Below are 16,960 nucleotides of genomic sequence, written 5' to 3'. Positions count from 1 at the left end.
GCGAGATACCTCATCTCACTCGGTGCGCGGCGGGCCGACCCGTAGGTTGATGCCCCGCGTCACCCGGCGCGAGAGGCCGTGCGCGAGAGCCCGTGCGTGAGATCAGATGGAAGGCAGCACGATGACCCAGCCCGACGGGTGGCAGCCCCCACACCACCCACAGAACCAGCCGGACGTACCGCAGGACCAGCCGGACGTACCGCAGAACCAGCCAGACGTACCGCAGGACCAGCCGGATGCCCCGCCCCAGGATCAGCCTGATCTCCAGCCGCAGGAGCCATACGCGCAGCTTCCGCAGCAGCAGCCGTACGGGCAGGCTCCGCAGCAGCCGTATGCGCAGCCCCCGCAGCAGCCATATGCGCAGCCCCCGCAGCAGTTCGGCGGACAGCCCCAGTACCCGTCGGGGCAGTACTCGTCGGGACAGCTCCAGCCGTACTCGTCCGGACAGCTGCAGCCGTACGGGTCGGGACCGCAGGCCTCGTACGGCGGGCCTCCGCCCCAGTACGCCTACCCGCCGGTGCCGCCGAAGAACGACCTCGGCGTCTGGTCCCTGGTCACGGGCATCCTGAGCTGGATCCTCTGCCCGGTCATCCTGGGTGTGGTCGCGATCATCATGGGGCACGCCGCCAAGCGCGCGGTCCGCGAGGGGCAGGCGAACAATCCCGGTCTGTCGACGGCTGGGCTGATCCTCGGCTGGATCAACGTGGGCCTGATCGGCGGGTTCCTCCTCGCGTGGCTGCTCTTCGCGCTCGTGGCCTTCCTCGGGGCCGGGCTGGCCGTCACCCAGACCTACTGATTTGTCCGACGACGGCGCTCGGGCGTCACGCCCCGGCGTCGGCCACGTAGCCGTCGGGGCGGACCAGGAGCGCGGTGGTGCCGCCGTCGGCCCTGCGGGTCCGGACGCGCTCGGCGGGGTCTGCCTCGCCGAGCGCGCCGGGCAGGTCCGGCGAAGATGCACCCGCGGGAGCGACCAGGACGAACCGGCCGGCCCGGAGCGCCTCGGCCAGGCGTGACCCGCCCTCCAGCGGCAGGTCGGGCACGCGCGTCCCGACCAGCGGGTGCGCCCCGCGGGGGCGTGGGTACGCGAGCCCCAGCGCGGAGATGGTGAGCGCCGCCCGACGCCGGATCGGCGTGGCCCGCGAGAGGATCCCGAGGGCCAGGTTGCCGAGGACCGCCGCGAGCGGCCCACTGCTGGTGGCCGCGCGCAGGATGCCCCCGCTGGCGCGCAGCACCTGGCGGCCCACGGGGTGCCGCTCGGCCTCGTAGCTGTCGAGGACGTCGGCCGCCTCGGCGTCGGGCAGCCGTAGCGCGGCAGCGAGCTTCCAGCCGAGGTTCGCGGCGTCCTGCATGCCCGTGTTCATGCCGAGCCCGCCCGCGGGGCTGTGCACGTGCGCGGCGTCGCCGGCGAGGAGGACGCGGCCCGCCCGGTAGGTGGGGGCCTGGCGCTCGTCGGCGTGGAAGCGGGACAGAAAGCGCGGCTCGTGCATGCCGAAGTCCGTCCCGAGGGCGGCCCGGGCGATGCCGCGCACCTCGTCGAGCTCGACCGGCTCGTCCTCGCTCACGTTGCGTTCGCTGTCCCAGCCGATGAATCGGTACCAGCCGTCCCCGAACGGGGCGAGGAAGCCGATCGAGTTGTTCCCGGCCGCGACGGTGAGGACGTCGGCGGGCTGCTCGGCGAGCCGGACGTCGGCCAGGATCATCGAGCGGATGACGGCGTGGCCGGGGAACGGGATACCGGCCGCCTGCCGCACCGTGGAGCGCGCGCCGTCGGTGCCGACCAGGTACCGGGCCTGCAGGGACGATCCGCCGGCGAGGGTGGCCGTGACGCTCTGGTCGTCCTGGGTCAGGCCCGTGACCTCGGTGTCGTGCCGGAAGACGGCGCCCGCGTCCTCGGCGCGGCGGCGCAGCAGCCGCTCCACCTCGTACTGGGGCGCGACGAGCACGTACTGGAACCGGGACGGCAGGATCGCCAGGCTGACGGTGACGCGCTGGAAGAGCCGGAGGCTCGGGACCTGCTGCCCCTTGGCGACCAGCTCGTCCGCGAGTCCCCGTGCGTCGAGCACCTCCAGGCTGCGCGCGTGCACGGCGAACGCGCGGGTCAGGTTGCTCAGAACGGCCGGGCGCTTCTCCAGGACGGTGACCCGTGCGCCCGCCACGGCCAGGTCCCCGGCGAGCAGGAGACCGGTGGGCCCCGCCCCGACGACTACGACATCCGTGTCCATGATGTCCTCCTTCGATCCTTGGCCAACGGTTGTTTGCCAACGCTTGTTGACCACCGTAGCCGAGCGGTCGGACGGGCGTCAACGGATGTTGGCATACAGTTGTTGGCATGTCTCACCCCGAGAGCCCGAAGCGCCGCTCCGACGCGACCCGCGCCGCGATCCTGGAGGCGGCCCGCGAGCGCTTCGCCGCGGACGGCTACGACCGCGCGACGGTGCGCGCCATCGCGCAGGGCGCAGGGATCGACCCGTCGATGGTCATGCGCTACTACGGCTCCAAGGAGGGCCTGTTCGCCGCGGTGGTCGACGTCGAGCTGGTCCTCCCGGACCTGGACGCGATCCCGGTCGACGAGGTCGGCGCCGTGCTCGTCGGGCACTTCCTCGACCTGTGGGAGAACGACAGCGTCCTGCAGAGCCTCCTGCGGGTCGGCGTGACCAACGAGGCCGGGGCCGCTCGGATGCGCGAGGTGTTCAAGGGCCAGATCTTGCCGCTCGCCGAGCGGTTCGTCAGCACCAAGAAGGACGCCGCGCGCCGCGCGGCGCTGGTGGCCTCGCAGGTGCTCGGCATGGCGCTGGTGCGGTACGTGCTGAAGTTCGGTCCCGCCGCGGACATGACCAGGGACGAGATCGTCGTGTGGCTCGGACCCACGGCGCAGCGCTACCTCACGGCGAAGGCGCCGTGAATCACGTTGCGTCCCCGCGCGGGCCCGTGTCAGGCTGGGACCGCTCCTGCGGGTGTGCCGCGCGTGTGAGGGAGCTATTCGAAGGACTGTGATGACAGGCATCTCCCGGTACGAGACCACCTCGCGCTGACGCCTGCCCTGCTGCACCACCTGTTGCGGTACCCGGCGTCGGCACCAGCCACCACCCGGGAGTCCTTCCATGTTGTCCAATCCTTCCGTCGTGCTGCACGACGTCGCTTTCGCCTGGCCTGACGGCGCCGTCGCGCTCGATCACGTCTCCGGCGCCTTCGGCCGTGGCCGTACCGGCCTGACCGGCCTCAACGGCGCCGGCAAGTCCACCCTGCTGCGCCTGGTCGCCGGCAGGCTCACGCCGACGTCGGGCCGGATAGTGGTGAGTGGCACCGCCGACTACCTCCCGCAGCGGATCACGCTCGACGCCGATGCCACGGTCGCCGGCCTGCTCGGCATAGCGCCGGTCGTGCGTGCGCTGCGCGCCATCGAGTCGGGAGACGTCTCCGTCGCGCACTTCGACGTCGTCGGCGACGACTGGGACGTCGAGGAGCGCGCGGTGGCGCTGCTCGCGGCGACCGGGCTGCTCACGGGCCTCGACCGGTCGGTCGCCACCCTGTCCGGGGGCGAGGCCATGCTGACCGCAATCACCGGCGTCCGGCTGCGCCAGTCGAGCGGCGCTGCCGCCGTGGCGCTGCTCGACGAGCCGACGAACAACCTCGACGGCGAGGCCCGCGAGCGCCTCTACGAGCTGGTGCGGGGCTGGCGGGGAGCGCTCGTCGTCGTCTCGCACGATCTGACGCTGCTGGAGCTGATGGACGACACGGCGGAGCTGCGTGCAGGGTCGCTGAGCACGTTCGGCGGCCCGTACTCGCAGTACCGGGCGTGGCTGGAGGTGCAGCAGGAGGCGGCGGCGCAGGCGTTGCGTGCGGCCGAGCAGACGCTGCGGCGTGAGAAGCGGCAACGGATCGAGGTGGAGGAGCGGATAGCGCACAGCGAGCGTCAGGGGCGCAAGGACGCCGCCAACAGCAGGTACGTCCCGGCGGTGATCGACAAACGGCGCAACCGGGCGGAGAAGTCGCAGGGTTCTCGGCGCGGGATGCTGGACGGCAAGGTTGACGCGGCCCGCGCGGCGGTCGACCAGGCGGAGCGTGCGCTGCGCGACGACGACCGGATCTCCGTGGACCTGCCGGACCCGGACGTGCCGGCCGGGCGGCGGCTGGCGGTGCTCCGCGGTGCGGACGGGCGGGAGATCGTGATCCAGGGCCCGGAGCGGATCGCCCTGACGGGCCCGAACGGGGTGGGCAAGACAACCCTCCTGGAGCGCTTGCTTGCCGTCCCGGCCCTGCTGAGTGCGGGGTCTGTGTCGGGTGATCCGGCGTCGGACCAACGGTCGGGCGGCGGGGCTGGTGGGGAGCTGCTGACGGAGCGGGTGGGGTACCTGCCGCAGCGCGTCGACGTGCTCCCCGATGCGGCGTCCGTGCTGGAGGCGGTCCGGGACGGGGCGCCGCACGTGCCGCCGGGGGAGCTGCGCAACCGGCTGGCGCGGTTCCTGGTGCGCGGTGGTGCGGTGGACCGGCCGGTCGCGACGCTGTCGGGCGGGGAGCGGTTCCGGGTGGCGCTGGCGCGCCTGCTCCTGGCTGACCCGCCGGCGCAGCTCCTGGTGCTGGACGAGCCGACGAACAACCTCGACATCGCCAGCACGGACCAGCTGGTGGACGCGTTGTCGGCGTACCGAGGGGCGTTGCTGGTGGTGAGTCACGACGGGGCGTTCCTGGAGCGGCTGGGCCTGGACGCTGAGATCCACCTCGACGCCGCGGGGAACCTGAGCGAGGAGGGTCGCTAGCGGATACGGGATAACCCTGATGCGCCAAATTTCACCCTGGTTGTACGGTCTCTTTACTTATCCGACCTACATCTTCGGGAGACGACGATGAAGACCAACCCGAGACGCCTCGCCCTGCTCAGTGGAGTGGCCGCGATGGTCCTGGCCGCCTCAGGCATGGCCGGTGCCGTTGCCATGGAGGCGAGCGGGCCCGGTGTCGACACCCAGGCCGTGACGGCGAAGATGCCCGGCGCGCCCTACCTGTACCTCGGCTGGGGCGACCCGCAGAGCGCGACCTCGGTGATGAGCGAGACCGGCGTCGACGCGTTCACCATGGCGTTCATGCTCTCGTCAGGAGGTTGCAACCCCGCGTGGGACGGCAGCCGGCCGCTGACCGGCGGTGTCGACCAGTCGACCATCAACGCGATCAAGGGCGCAGGCGGCCAGGTGCAGATCTCGTTCGGCGGCTGGTCCGGCAACAAGCTGGGCCCGAACTGCTCCAGCCCGGAGGCGTTCGCCGGGGCCGTGCAGCAGGTCATCAACGCGCACCAGCCCAACGTCGTCGACTTCGACATCGAGAACACCGACGAGCTCGAGAACTATGCCGTCCAGGACCGGATCCTACGGGGCATCGCGATAGTGAAGCAGAACAACCCGAGCGTGCAGACCGTCGTGACCATCCCGACCTCGATCAGCGGGCCGGCCGGGGCCGGGGCGCGCCTGATCACGCGCGCCGCCGAGCTGGGCACGCCGATCGACAACTACACGATCATGACGTTCGACTTCGGCGGTTCCGACATGGTCGCCGACACGATCAGCGCCGCCGAGGGCCTGAAGAACCAGCTCAGGTCAGCGCGCGGCTGGTCCGACGCCGAGGCGTACGCCCATTCCGGCATCTCCGGCATGAACGGGTTGTCCGACGTCGGTGAGACCACCACGCCCGGCCAGTGGACCCAGATCCGCGACTGGGCCAGCTCGCACGGCCTGACCCGCTTTGCGTACTGGGCGGTCAACCGCGACCGGCCCTGCCCGGGTGGCGGTGTGACGTCGAACTGCAGCGGCATCAACCAGGCGAACCTCGAGTTCACGCGGATCACCGCGGGGTTCTGACACGGGCTGGGGTCCGACGCAGGGAAGGCGGCCGGTCTCCGGCCGCCTTTCTTGTGCGTTCCTTTGCAGCCCATGTACGTGGAAGCGCTTTCCCTGTGTGACCCCTGTACGTGTTAGCCCCAATGTTGCTGGCAGCAAAGAAGTCGTACGTTCTCCTCACTTACAGGCTTGAAAGTTAATGAGGAGGACGACCATGCAAGCACGACTACGGCGCCGTGTCCTCGGCGGCCTCGCTGCTCTTTCGATGGCGCTCGTCACCGCGTTCGCGCTCGGTGCCGGTGCGCTGCCGGCGCAAGCAGCGACGGGAACGATCACCGGCTTGGGCGCCAAGTGCGCCGACGTCGCCGGTGCGGCCACGGCGAACGGCACCCAGGTGCAGCTGTACGCCTGCAACGGCACGGGCGCCCAGAGCTGGGACCGGCCCGGCGACGGCACCGTCCGCGCACTCGGCAAGTGTCTCAACGTCGCGGGCGGGGCCAGCGCCAACGGCACCCGCGTGAACCTCTGGGACTGCAACGGCAGCGCCGCGCAGCAGTGGACCGCCAACGCTGACGGCACCCTGCGCTCGCTCGGCAGGTGCCTCGACGTGACCGGCAACAGCTCGGCGGACGCCACGCCCCTGCAGATCTGGGACTGCTTCGCCGGAGCCAACCAGCGCTGGACGGTCCCGGCCGCCGGCGGCGGCACACCGCCCACCAACCCGGCAAAGATGCCGGGCGCGCCCTACCTGTACCTCGGCTGGGGTAGCCCGCCGAGCGCGACGTCGATCATGAGCCAGACGGGTGTGCGGTCGTTCACCATGGCGTTCATCCTGTCCTCCGGTGGCTGCAACCCTGCCTGGGACGGCAGCCGGCCGCTCACCGGTGGCGTCGACCAGTCGACCATCAACGCGATCAAGGCCGCGGGCGGCCAGGTGCAGATCTCGTTCGGCGGCTGGTCCGGCAACAAGCTGGGCCCGAACTGCTCCACGCCCGCCGCGTACGCCGCGGCCGTGCAGCAGGTGATCAACGCGCACGGACCCACCGTCGTGGACTTCGACATCGAGAACTCTGACGAGTTCGAGAACTACACGGTCCAGGACCGCATCCTGCAGGGCCTGATCATCGTCAAGCAGAACAACCCGAACGTGCGGATCGCCGTCACGATCGGTACGGGCCAGTCCGGGCTCACCGCCGCGGGTGTGCGGCTTGTCAACCGTGCCGCCCAGCTGAGCGTCCCGATCGACAACTACACGATCATGCCGTTCAACTTCGGCTCGACGAACATCGCGACGTCCACGATCAGCGCGTCCGAGGGCTTGCGGGCCCAGCTCCAGTCCTCGTTCGGCTGGACCGCGGCCCAGGCCTACGCCCACATGGGTATCTCCGGCATGAACGGCATGTCCGACCAGGGTGAGGTCACCACGACCGCGGCCTGGACGCAGATCCGTAACTACGCCAACACCAACGGGCTGACGCGCCTCGCGTTCTGGTCCGTCAACCGAGACCGGCAGTGCGCAGGCGGGCTCACCGACACGTGCAGCGGCGTCACGCAGCCGGCGTGGGAGTTCACTCGTATTACGGCGGGCTTCTGATGAGCGCCGGGATGGGGACCAGGATGAGCAACAGGATCAGCAGCCGGGCACGTGCCCTGCTGGCGCTCGGGATCGCCGTCGGGCTGATCCTGCCTGCGACCGCCCTCGCTTCGGGGACGGCGACCGCCGCGCCCGAGGCGGGTGCCACCGTCGGGCAGGAGGCGCTGCCGGCGCCAGAGGCAGACCCGATCGCTCCCGCCGACGTGCCCGTGACGTTCACCCACCCGGGTGTGCACGTCAGCGCGCCGCAGCTCGACTTCATCCGGGGGCGGGTGCAGGCCGGGGCGCAGCCGTGGACGAGCGCCTACAACTCGATGATGGGAAGCCGGTACGCGTCCCTGTCGTACACCCCGCACCCGCGGGCGATCGTCGAGTGCGGGTCCTACTCGAACCCGAACAACGGGTGCACGGACGAGCGGGAGGACGCGATCGCCGCGTACACCCACGCGCTGGCCTGGTCGGTGACCAGGGACACGCGGTACGCGCAGAAGTCGATCCAGATCATGAACGCGTGGTCGCCCGTGATCCGGGACCACACCAACTCGAACGCCCCGCTGCAGACGGGGTGGGCGGGCTCGGTGTGGCCGCGCGCCGCAGAGATCATCCGGTTCACGGGCGCGGGCTGGTCCGCGGCCGACGCCGACCGGTTCGAGACGATGCTGCGCAACGTCTACCTGCCCGAGGTCATCAACGGGTCGAACAGCAACGGCAACTGGGAGCTGTCGATGATGGAGGCAGCCATCAACATCTCCATCTTCCTCGACGACCGGAACGCCTACGCCTCCGCCCGTGCGCGGTTCCTCACCCGAGTGCCGGCGTTCATCTACCTGACCTCCGACGGGTCGGTGCCGCGCACCGTGCCCGGCTCCGGCCGGGACACGCCCGACCAGATCTTCGCGTACTGGCACAACCAGCGCACGCTGGTCAACGGCCTGGCGCAGGAGACCTGCCGGGACTTCACGCACACGGGCTACGGCATCTCGGCGATCTCCCACGTGGCGGAGACCGCCCTGATCCAGGGCGACGACGTCTACCCGCAGGTGGGGGAGCGGCTGAGGTACGCGCTCGGCTTCCACTCGACCTACCAGCGCGGTACCGCGGTGCCGTCCTGGCTCTGCGGCGGGACGGTGCACCTGGGCCTCGGCCCGATCACGGAGGTCGGGCTCAACGCCCTGAGCTTCCGGCAGGGCAACGTCATGACGAACACCCGGGCCCTGACCGAGTCGACCCGGCCGGCGGGCACCAACAACCTGTTCGTCGCGTGGGAGACCCTCACGCATGCGAACAACCCGAACGTCATCCCCTAGGCGGGTGCGTTAGCTGAGTGCGGGGTATCTGTTGGGCCGACGTTCGTTGGTCCGACAGATACCCCGCACTCAGTTGTGTGGGGTGGGGCGGGAGTAGGCGGTGTGCATGGTGTAGTCCTTCTCCGGGCCCGTCACACGCCAGGTCAGGTGCCATGCCGACGACGGCGGCCGGTCGGCCGGCGCCTCGATCCCGCCCCGGTAGAGGTCGCGCCCGCACAGGTGCTCCACCGGCCCCGCGGTCCAGGGGTGGAAGTCGCGGCCGTCCTCGAACGTGACGCGCCAGCTGGACTGGTCGACGGTGGCCGGGGCGTCAGCGGCGGCCGGATCGGCACGGACCAGGAACAGCGTGCGCTCGACCGGCGTCGTACCCGTGGCCCAGCGCAGGGTGCCGTGCTCCGCCCAGCGGACCCGCCCGTCGTCCTGAAGGGTGAGCTCGGCGTCGCCGTCGGCGGTGTACTCCACGCCGTCCAGATGGTCGTGGACCTCCCGCCAGAACGCCCATCTACCGGCAAGCAGAAGAGGATCCACGCCCCAACCCTAAGGCGTGGAGCAGTCGGAACCATGCGTAAAGATGTCCCTATGACCTCCCCCAGCGACACCACCTTCGAGGGCGAGCGCACCGAGCTCGATCCGGCCAACCCCTTCGCCGTCCCGTCCACCCTGCCGTACGGGCTGCCGGACTTCTCCGCGATCCGCGAGGAACACTACGAGCCCGCGATCGTCGCGGGCATGGCAGCCCACCGCGCCGAGGTAGAGGCGATCGCGACGAACCCCGAGCCGGCCGGCGTCGAGAACACCCTGGAGGCGCTGGAGCGCGCAGGCCAGCCCCTGGCCCGGGCGGCCGCGACCTTCCACGGCCGGCTGTCCGCGGACTCGACGCCGGGTCTGGAGGACATCCAGGAGCGCCTCGCGCCCCGGTTCGCGGCGCACCAGGACTCGATCCTGATGGACGCCCGCCTGTACGCGCGCGTACGTTCCCTGGCCGACGCCGCCGCGGCAGGCACCCTCGCCCTGGAGCCCGACACCGCGTACCTCCTCGACCGGCTCATGACGCAGTTCAAGCGCTCCGGCATCGCTCTGGCCGAGGCGGACCAGGACACGCTGCGCGACCTCAACGCGAGGATCACCTCGCTGGAGGCGAGCTTCGGGCGCAAGATCCTGGCCGGCGCCAACGAGGCGAGCGTGCTCGTGACCGACGAGGCCGAGCTGGCCGGCCTCTCCGCGGACGCCAAGGCCGGCGCCCGGGCCGCCGCCGAGGCGCGCGGACGGGAGGGCTGGCTCCTGGAGATGCAGCTCTTCACCCACCAGAACGTGCTCGCCTCCCTGGAGAACCCCGCCGTCCGCGAGCGGGTGCAGCAGGCCTCCATGGAGCGTGGCGCCACCGGCGGCGACGCAGACACCCGCGAGGTGCTCCTCGAGCTCGTCCGACTGCGCGCCGAACATGCGCAGCTGCTCGGCTACGAGCACCACGGCGCGTACGTCGCCGCCGACGCGACAGCGGGCACCACAGCCGCCGTCAACCAGATGCTCGCTCGCCTGGCCCCGGCCGCGGTAGCCAACGCGAGGCGGGAGGCGAGCGAGCTCGCGAAGGTGAGCGGGACGACGTCGGACAGCGAAGGTACTGACGGCGAGGGCTCGGACGGCGTCGCCGCGGCCGACTGGTCCTACCTCAGCGAGGCGGTGCGCAAGGAACGGTTCAACCTGGACGACGCCGCGCTGCGCCCCTACCTCGAGCTCGAGCGTGTCGCGCACGACGGCGTGTTCAAGGCCGCGCACCTCCTGTTCGGCCTCTCGTTCGCCGAGCGCACCGACCTGCAGGGCTACCACCCGGACGTGCGGGTCTTCGAGGTGTTCGACGCGCCGGAACCGGGGGAGCCCGACACCGGCCTCGGCCTGTTCCTCGCCGACTGGTACACCCGCGAGTCCAAGCGCGGCGGGGCCTGGATGAACAGCCTCGTGCGCCAGAGCCACCTGCTGGGCCAGCGGCCCGTCGTGGTGAACAACCTCAACATCGTCAAGCCGCCGCCGGGCGAGCCCACCCTGCTCGCGTGGAACGAGGTCACCACCCTGTTCCACGAGTTCGGGCACGCGCTGCACGGGCTGCTCAGCGACGTGCGCTACCCGTCGCAGTCGGGCACCTCGGTGCCGCGCGACTTCGTCGAGTACCCGTCTCAGGTCAACGAGATGTGGTCGTGGGAGCCCGCCATCCTGAGGTCGTTCGCGGTGCACCACGCCACCGGCGAGCCGATGCCCGCCCAGTGGGTCGACACGATGCTCGCCTCCCGCATCTGGGGCGAGGGATTCGCGACGACGGAGTACCTCGCCGCCGCGCTGCTCGACCAGGCCTGGCACCAGCTCACGCCGGAGCAGGTCCCGGCGTCGGTCGAGGACGTGCTGCCCTTCGAGGCGGCGGCGCTCGCGGCAGCCGGTGTCGACTTCGCGTCCGTACCCCCGCGGTACCGCACCACCTACTTCAACCACGCCTTCGGCGGTGGGTACTCGGCCGGGTACTACTCGTACATCTGGTCCGAGGTGCTCGACGCCGACACCGTCGAGTGGTACGCCGAGCACGGCGGGCTGACCCGGGAGAACGGCGAGGCGTTCCGGCGCAAGCTGCTGGCCCGTGGCGGCTCGCAGGACCCGCTGGTGTCGTTCGAGGACCTGCGGGGACGAGCCGCGGAGATCGCGCCGCTGCTGAAGCGGCGCGGTCTGGTCTGAGGTCGGGCGGGTCTGCGCCCGGGCGGGTCAAACGGCGAGACGGAGGCGGCCGGGGACCGTCCGTGTCACATGTGCTGGGTACGGTGGCCCATGTGACTGAGACTGTTCCCACCGCCACTGCCGTCCCCGCAGCCGCCGACGAGGTGATCCGGATCTGTCAGGACCTGATCCGGTTCGACACCTCGAACTTCGGCAACGACGAGGGGCCGGGGGAGCGCGCCGCCGCCGAGTACGTCATGGAGCTGCTGCACGAGGTCGGCCTTGCGCCCGAGCTGTTCGAGTCCAGGCCGGGGCGCGCCTCCGTCGTCGTGCGGCTGGAGGGGCAGGACCAGAGTCGCCCCGCGCTCGTCCTGCACGGGCACCTCGACGTCGTACCGGCGGCGAAGGACGACTGGAGCGTGGACCCGTTCGGCGCGGAGCTGACCGACGGGCTGCTGTGGGGGCGCGGCGCCGTCGACATGAAGGACATGGACGCCATGATCCTGGCCGTCGTGCGGCAGATGGCGCGCGAGGGCCGCAAGCCGGCGCGCGACGTAGTGGTCGCGTTCTTCGCCGACGAGGAGGCCGGCGGCGTGCACGGCGCCCGGTGGGCCGTGGAGAACCGGCCCGAGCTCTTCGAGGGCGCCACGGAGGCGATCTCCGAGGTGGGTGGCTTCTCGGTGGAGGTGGGCGGCAAGCGCGCCTACCTGCTGCAGACGGCGGAGAAGGGGATCGCCTGGTTGCGGCTGATCGCGGACGGCCGCGCCGGGCACGGTTCGCAGGTCAACGAGGAGAACGCGGTCACCGAGCTCGCCGCCGCCGTCGCGCGGATCGGGCAGCACGCCTGGCCGTACACGATCACCCCGACGGTGGACGCGCTGCTGCGCGGCGTCGGCGACCTCACGGGGCTGCCCGTGGACACTGACGACCCCGCCAGCATCGACGCGCTGGTCGCCGCGCTCGGCCCGGCGGCCAAGTTCGTGGGCGCCACCGTGCGCAACACGTCGGCTCCGACCCAGCTCACGGCCGGCTACAAGGCGAACGTGATCCCGAGCCGCGCGGAGGCGGCGATCGACGTGCGGCTCCTGCCCGGCCAGGAGGAGGCCGGCATGGCGACGCTGCGCGAGCTCGCGGGCGACCGCGTGCGGATCGAGCCCATCCACCTGGACACGGCGCTGGAGGTACCGTTCAGCGGTTCCCTGGTCGACGCCATGGTCGCCGCCCTCGGCGCCGAGGACCCGGGCGCGACGGTGCTGCCCTACACGCTCTCGGGCGGTACGGACAACAAGTCGCTGCACCGGCTGGGCATCACCGGCTACGGCTTCGCGCCGCTGCGGCTCACGAACGACCTCGACTTCGCGGGCATGTTCCACGGCGTGGACGAGCGTGTGCCGACCGACGCCCTGAAGTTCGGCACCCGCGTGCTGGACCGCCTCCTGGCGACCTGCTGACCCGCCGGCACGAACCGGCTCGGGGTCAGAGCGTCGAGGAGACCTTGATGATCTTCCGACGGAGCCAGACCTTGCGTCTTCCGCCGATGTAGAGAAGGGTCCTTGCTAGTTCCCAACGGCCGTACTCGGCCTCTTCGGTGAGCAACCGACGGGCGTCCGGCACGGTCGTGTCCGGCTCGAAGGTCACGACGCGGTACTCGTACTGACTGTGCTTGCGGAACAAGGAACCGTCTCTTGCCATCTGATGCACCGTCCTCGGATCGCGGGTGAGGTCAGTTTATGCCGGTTTCATCGCTGAGCCGCGGCAACCACAAATTTCGTGTGCCCATTGTGGCCCATGGGGCGCTAGGTTCAAGGCATGACCGTTGAACCGCGTGCCGCGCTCGACCGCCTCATAGCCGCACTTGAGGCGCACCATCACGCGGTCGCCACTCGCCGGAGTGACGACGACCCCGCAGTTGACGACGCCTACGACGTGCTCGCCGACGCCTACGAGGTGTACGAGGACTCGCTCGCCACAGTGTTCGGCGAGGTGACGCCCTTCTACCTGGCCGACGAGGTGGACGAGGACGACGACGAGGAAGACGAGGACGAGGACCTCGAAGACATCGAGGACATCGACTTCGACGACGACCTGGACGACATCGACGAGCCAGTAGGGGACCAGCCGCAGCCTGCGCAGCAGCGCTGACCAGGCACCGGCACTGTCACCAGCGTTCGGGATAGCCGATCTCGGGCGCGGAGACGTCGTCGAGGGCGGCATGCACCTCGTACGGCAGCTCGAGGGTCACGGCTCCCAGCGACGAACGCAGCTGGGCCGGTGTTCGCGCGCCCACGATCGCCGACGCGATGCCCTCCCGCTCCAGCAGCCAGGCCAGGGCGACCTCGCCGGCGGTGCGGCCCAGCCCCTCGGCGGCGGTCGCCACCGCTTCGACGACGGCGGACGCCGGCCCCTCCAGGTACGGCTGGACGAACCCGGCGAGCGATCCGGCGGCGCGCGAGTCCGCCGGGATGGCGCGCCGGTACTTGCCGGTCAGCACACCCCGTCCGAGCGGCGACCAGGCGAGCAGCCCGGTGCCCAGGACCTCCGCCGCGGGCAGGACGTCACGCTCGACCCCGCGCTGCAGCAGCGAGTACTCGAGCTCGACGGCGGCCAGGCCGACGTCGGGCTCCAGCAGCGTCGCCGCGCGCGCCATGGCCCAGCCCGGGTGGTTGCTCAGCCCCACGTACCGGGCGCGCCCGCTGGTGACCGCGATCCGCAGCGCGTTGCACGTCTCCTCGAGCGACGTGTGCGGGTCCGGGCACGCCACCTGGAACAGGTCCACGTGGTCGGTGCCCAGCCGCAGCAGCGACTCGTCCAGGCTGTCGAGCAGTGCGCCGCGGGAGGCGTCCACCACGCGGCCCGCACCGCCGTCGGGCCGCGACTCGGAACGGATGCCCGCCTTGGTGGCGAGCACGATCTCGTGGCGCGCCACCTTGCCGGACAGCAGGGTCCCGATGACGCGTTCGGCGTCGCCGTCGGCGTAGCTGGCGGCGGTGTCGACCAGGGTGCCGCCCGCGTCGAGGAAGTCTCGCGCCTGCTCGGCGGCGTCGATCTCGTCGGTGTCGCGGCCCCATGTCATGGTCCCGAGCCCGAGCTCCGAGACCCGCAGGCCTGAGGTGCCCACCCGGCGTCTTTCCATGTGCGGCAGGCTACCTGCGCGTCCTGGCGGTGCGTCTGGAGGCGCGCCGTGGGGTAGTGTCACCGCCCGTGACTGCGTGGGAAGCCATCCTTCTGGGCCTGGTCCAGGGCCTGACCGAGTTCCTCCCGATCTCGTCGTCGGCGCACCTGCGGATCGTCGGCGAGCTGATCGGCTCGGGCGACCCCGGTGCGGCCTTCACCGCCATCACGCAGATCGGCACCGAGGCCGCGGTGATCATCTACTACCGCGAGAAGATCGGCACCATCCTCGTCGCCTGGTTCAAGGCGCTGACCGGTGCGAACGGCAGCGGCTGGCGGGCGCGCACCGGCCTGGGGGCGGGCCCCGGCTCCGTCGACGTGCGGCACGGCCGCGACGCGGCAGCGAACCACGACGCTGCGATGGGCTGGTACATCATCTTCGGCTCCATCCCGATCGTGGTGCTCGGCCTGCTGTTCGAGGACCAGATCGAGACCACCTTCCGCAACCTCTGGCTCACGGTCTGCACGCTCACGTTCTTCGGGCTCCTGCTGCTCCTGGCAGACATCTTCGGCCGCCAGGAGCGCGAGCTGACGTCGCTCACGGGCCGCAGCGCGATCACCTTCGGCCTGGCCCAGGCGCTGGCGCTGGTGCCGGGTGTGTCCCGCTCCGGCGGCACCATCACCGCGGGCCTGGCCATGGGTTTCTCGCGGAAGGCCGCGGCCGACTACTCGTTCCTGCTCGCGCTGCCCGCGGTGCTCGGCTCGGGCTTCTACCAGCTGTTCAGGAGCCTGGGCGAGCCGCTGCCCGCCGGGGCGCCCGGCTGGGGCGCCACGATCATCGCCACGATCGTCGCCTTCGGTGTCGGCTACGCAGTGATCATCGGGTTCCTGAAGATCATCGGCAACTACTCGTACAAGCCGTTCGTGTACTACCGCTTCGCGCTCGCCGCCGTGGTCGTCTGGCTGCTCGTGTCGGGCACGCTCGACGCGCAGGGCGGCGTCGTCTAGGACCTGGCACCGGGGCCGTGAGGTGGTCCGGGAGTGTCGGGGGCGGCAGTTATCGTTGGTCGCGTGCACGCCTGGCCCACCCCCCAAGTCCCGGAGCTTCCCGGCTTCCCCGCCTCCGACCCGGTGCGGGTCCACGACTCGTCGAGCGGTGAGCTCGTCGAGGCGGCGCCGGGGCCGCAGGCCCGGCTGTACGCGTGCGGCGTCACGCCGTACGACGCCACCCACATCGGGCATGCGAACACCTACGTCGCCTTCGACCTGCTGGTGCGCGCCTGGCGCGACGCGGGCAAGGACGTCGTCTACACCTCGAACGTGACCGACGTCGACGACCCGCTGCTGGAGCGGGCGACGGCGACCGGCGTGGACTGGCGCGAGCTCGCCGCCACCCAGACTGCGCTGTTCAGCGAGGACATGACCGCGCTCGGCGTCATACCGCCGGCCACGTGGACGGGCGCCGTCGAGTCGGTCCCCGACGTCGCGCGGGCCGTGGCGGCCATGCTCGAGTCCGGCGCGGCCTACCGCGTCCCGGTCGAGCCGGGCGCAGGCGGCCCGACGCCGGAGCTGGGCGACGTCTACGCCGATCTCACCGCCGACCCGCACTTCGGGGCCGTCGCGCACCTCGACCGCGCGCAGGCCTTGGTCACCTTCGCCGAGCGCGGCGGCGACCCCGGCCGCGCGGGCAAGAAGGACCCCCTGGACCCGCTGCTGTGGCGGCGCGAACGCCCGGGGGAGCCCGCGTGGGACGGCGGCCCGCTCGGCACCGGCCGCCCGGGCTGGCACATCGAGTGCGCGGTGATCGCCCGCGACGGGCTCGGCCTGGCCGCGGGGGAACGGTTCGACGTGCAGGGCGGCGGCTCGGACCTGCTGTTCCCGCACCACGAGATGTCGACCTCGCACCTGCGCGTCCTGTGTCCGGGGCCCGACGGCGGCGAGCCGGCCGGCGCGCGTACGCACGTGCACGCCGGCCTCGTCGCCTACCAGGGCGAGAAGATGAGCAAGTCGCTCGGCAACCTGGTCCTGGTCTCGCGCCTGCGGTCCGCCGGCCACGACCCGATGGCGATCCGGCTGGCCCTGCTGGCCCACCACTACCGCACCGAGTGGGAGTGGGACGAGACCTCGCTGCCCGCGGGCGAGGCGCGGCTCGTCCGCTGGCGGGACGCGATGTCCGGCAACGGCGGCCCGTCCGCCGGCGTGACCCTGGCCGCGGTCCGGGCCGCGCTCGCGAACGACCTCGACGCACCGGCCGCGCTGGCCGCCGTCGACGCCTGGGCCGAGGAGTCCCTGGACCCGTCGCGGGACACGTCCGCGGACACGGAGGGCGCTCCCGGGATCATGGCCCGAACGGTGAATGCCCTGCTCGGAGTGCGTCTTTGAGTGGTTGGCAACCCGGTTCGGTCCAGGTTGGGCAGAGCCGCACC

Annotated in this window: 15 protein-coding genes; 11 read left to right on the top strand and 4 right to left on the bottom strand. The window is 71.4% G+C overall.

Annotated features, from left to right (window positions below):
- Window positions 1-121 precede the first annotated feature (121 nt).
- Window positions 122-796 carry a DUF4190 domain-containing protein gene (locus tag AB1046_RS06380; RefSeq protein ID WP_369373498.1) on the top strand — a complete coding sequence of 225 codons (675 nt, stop codon included), beginning with the start codon at window positions 122-124 and terminating at the stop codon, window positions 794-796.
- A gap of 25 nt (window positions 797-821) precedes the next feature.
- On the opposite strand, the gene AB1046_RS06375 is transcribed toward AB1046_RS06380, so the two are convergent.
- The gene (locus tag AB1046_RS06375; RefSeq protein WP_369373496.1) at window positions 822-2,276 is read right to left on the bottom strand and encodes an FAD-dependent monooxygenase; all 1,455 of its coding nucleotides are present in this window, start codon (window positions 2,274-2,276) and stop codon (window positions 822-824) included.
- Window positions 2,277-2,329: 53 nt separating this feature from the next.
- Between AB1046_RS06375 and AB1046_RS06370 the strand changes: the two genes are divergently transcribed.
- The 5 genes from AB1046_RS06370 to AB1046_RS06350 all read left to right on the top strand — a co-directional run bounded on the left by AB1046_RS06370 (window position 2,330) and on the right by AB1046_RS06350 (window position 8,726).
- Window positions 2,330-2,902: a TetR family transcriptional regulator gene (locus AB1046_RS06370; protein ID WP_369373493.1), complete on the top strand. Its 573-nt coding sequence runs from the start codon at window positions 2,330-2,332 to the stop codon at window positions 2,900-2,902.
- A 199-nt stretch (window positions 2,903-3,101) separates the two neighbouring features.
- Window positions 3,102-4,757: an ABC-F family ATP-binding cassette domain-containing protein gene (locus tag AB1046_RS06365; RefSeq protein ID WP_369373490.1), complete on the top strand. Its 1,656-nt coding sequence runs from the start codon at window positions 3,102-3,104 to the stop codon at window positions 4,755-4,757.
- 87 nt (window positions 4,758-4,844) lie between these two features.
- Complete coding sequence (locus AB1046_RS06360; protein ID WP_369373488.1) at window positions 4,845-5,846, top strand: chitinase; 1,002 nt, start codon at window positions 4,845-4,847, stop codon at window positions 5,844-5,846.
- Between the two features lie 193 nt (window positions 5,847-6,039).
- Window positions 6,040-7,419 carry a ricin-type beta-trefoil lectin domain protein gene (locus AB1046_RS06355; RefSeq protein ID WP_369373486.1) on the top strand — a complete coding sequence of 460 codons (1,380 nt, stop codon included), beginning with the start codon at window positions 6,040-6,042 and terminating at the stop codon, window positions 7,417-7,419.
- Between the two features lie 23 nt (window positions 7,420-7,442).
- The gene (locus AB1046_RS06350) at window positions 7,443-8,726 is read left to right on the top strand and encodes an alginate lyase family protein (RefSeq protein WP_369373484.1); all 1,284 of its coding nucleotides are present in this window, start codon (window positions 7,443-7,445) and stop codon (window positions 8,724-8,726) included.
- A gap of 69 nt (window positions 8,727-8,795) precedes the next feature.
- Here AB1046_RS06350 and AB1046_RS06345 read toward each other — a convergent pair whose 3' ends face one another.
- Window positions 8,796-9,254, bottom strand: a complete 459-nt coding sequence (locus tag AB1046_RS06345) for a DUF6314 family protein (protein WP_369373482.1) — start codon at window positions 9,252-9,254, stop codon at window positions 8,796-8,798.
- 51 nt (window positions 9,255-9,305) lie between these two features.
- Here AB1046_RS06345 and AB1046_RS06340 point away from each other — a divergent pair, with 51 nt between their 5' ends.
- Both AB1046_RS06340 and AB1046_RS06335 read left to right on the top strand, forming a co-directional pair.
- Window positions 9,306-11,444, top strand: a complete 2,139-nt coding sequence (locus AB1046_RS06340; protein ID WP_369373480.1) for a M3 family metallopeptidase — start codon at window positions 9,306-9,308, stop codon at window positions 11,442-11,444.
- 92 nt (window positions 11,445-11,536) lie between these two features.
- A complete protein-coding gene (locus AB1046_RS06335; RefSeq protein ID WP_369373478.1) occupies window positions 11,537-12,874 on the top strand; it encodes a M20/M25/M40 family metallo-hydrolase in 1,338 nt (445 codons plus the stop codon).
- Between the two features lie 25 nt (window positions 12,875-12,899).
- On the opposite strand, the gene AB1046_RS06330 is transcribed toward AB1046_RS06335, so the two are convergent.
- Window positions 12,900-13,115 carry a DUF5703 family protein gene (locus AB1046_RS06330; protein WP_369373476.1) on the bottom strand — a complete coding sequence of 72 codons (216 nt, stop codon included), beginning with the start codon at window positions 13,113-13,115 and terminating at the stop codon, window positions 12,900-12,902.
- Window positions 13,116-13,232: 117 nt separating this feature from the next.
- Between AB1046_RS06330 and AB1046_RS06325 the strand changes: the two genes are divergently transcribed.
- A complete protein-coding gene (locus tag AB1046_RS06325) occupies window positions 13,233-13,565 on the top strand; it encodes a primosomal protein (protein ID WP_369373474.1) in 333 nt (110 codons plus the stop codon).
- Between the two features lie 16 nt (window positions 13,566-13,581).
- Here AB1046_RS06325 and AB1046_RS06320 read toward each other — a convergent pair whose 3' ends face one another.
- The gene (locus AB1046_RS06320; protein ID WP_369373472.1) at window positions 13,582-14,556 is read right to left on the bottom strand and encodes an aldo/keto reductase; all 975 of its coding nucleotides are present in this window, start codon (window positions 14,554-14,556) and stop codon (window positions 13,582-13,584) included.
- A 68-nt stretch (window positions 14,557-14,624) separates the two neighbouring features.
- On the opposite strand from AB1046_RS06320, the gene AB1046_RS06315 reads away from it, so the two are divergent.
- Together AB1046_RS06315 and mshC are read left to right on the top strand one after the other, a co-directional pair.
- Window positions 14,625-15,542 (top strand): undecaprenyl-diphosphate phosphatase, encoded by a 918-nt coding sequence (locus AB1046_RS06315; protein ID WP_369373470.1) that lies wholly within the window; start codon window positions 14,625-14,627, stop codon window positions 15,540-15,542.
- 63 nt (window positions 15,543-15,605) lie between these two features.
- Complete coding sequence (gene mshC / locus AB1046_RS06310; protein ID WP_369373467.1) at window positions 15,606-16,916, top strand: cysteine--1-D-myo-inosityl 2-amino-2-deoxy-alpha-D-glucopyranoside ligase; 1,311 nt, start codon at window positions 15,606-15,608, stop codon at window positions 16,914-16,916.
- The last annotated feature ends 44 nt before the right edge of the window (window positions 16,917-16,960 follow it).

The sequence above is a fragment of the Promicromonospora sp. Populi genome (assembly GCF_041081105.1).
Taxonomy (GTDB): domain Bacteria; phylum Actinomycetota; class Actinomycetes; order Actinomycetales; family Cellulomonadaceae; genus Promicromonospora.
This window is presented reverse-complemented; position numbering and strand designations above follow the sequence as displayed.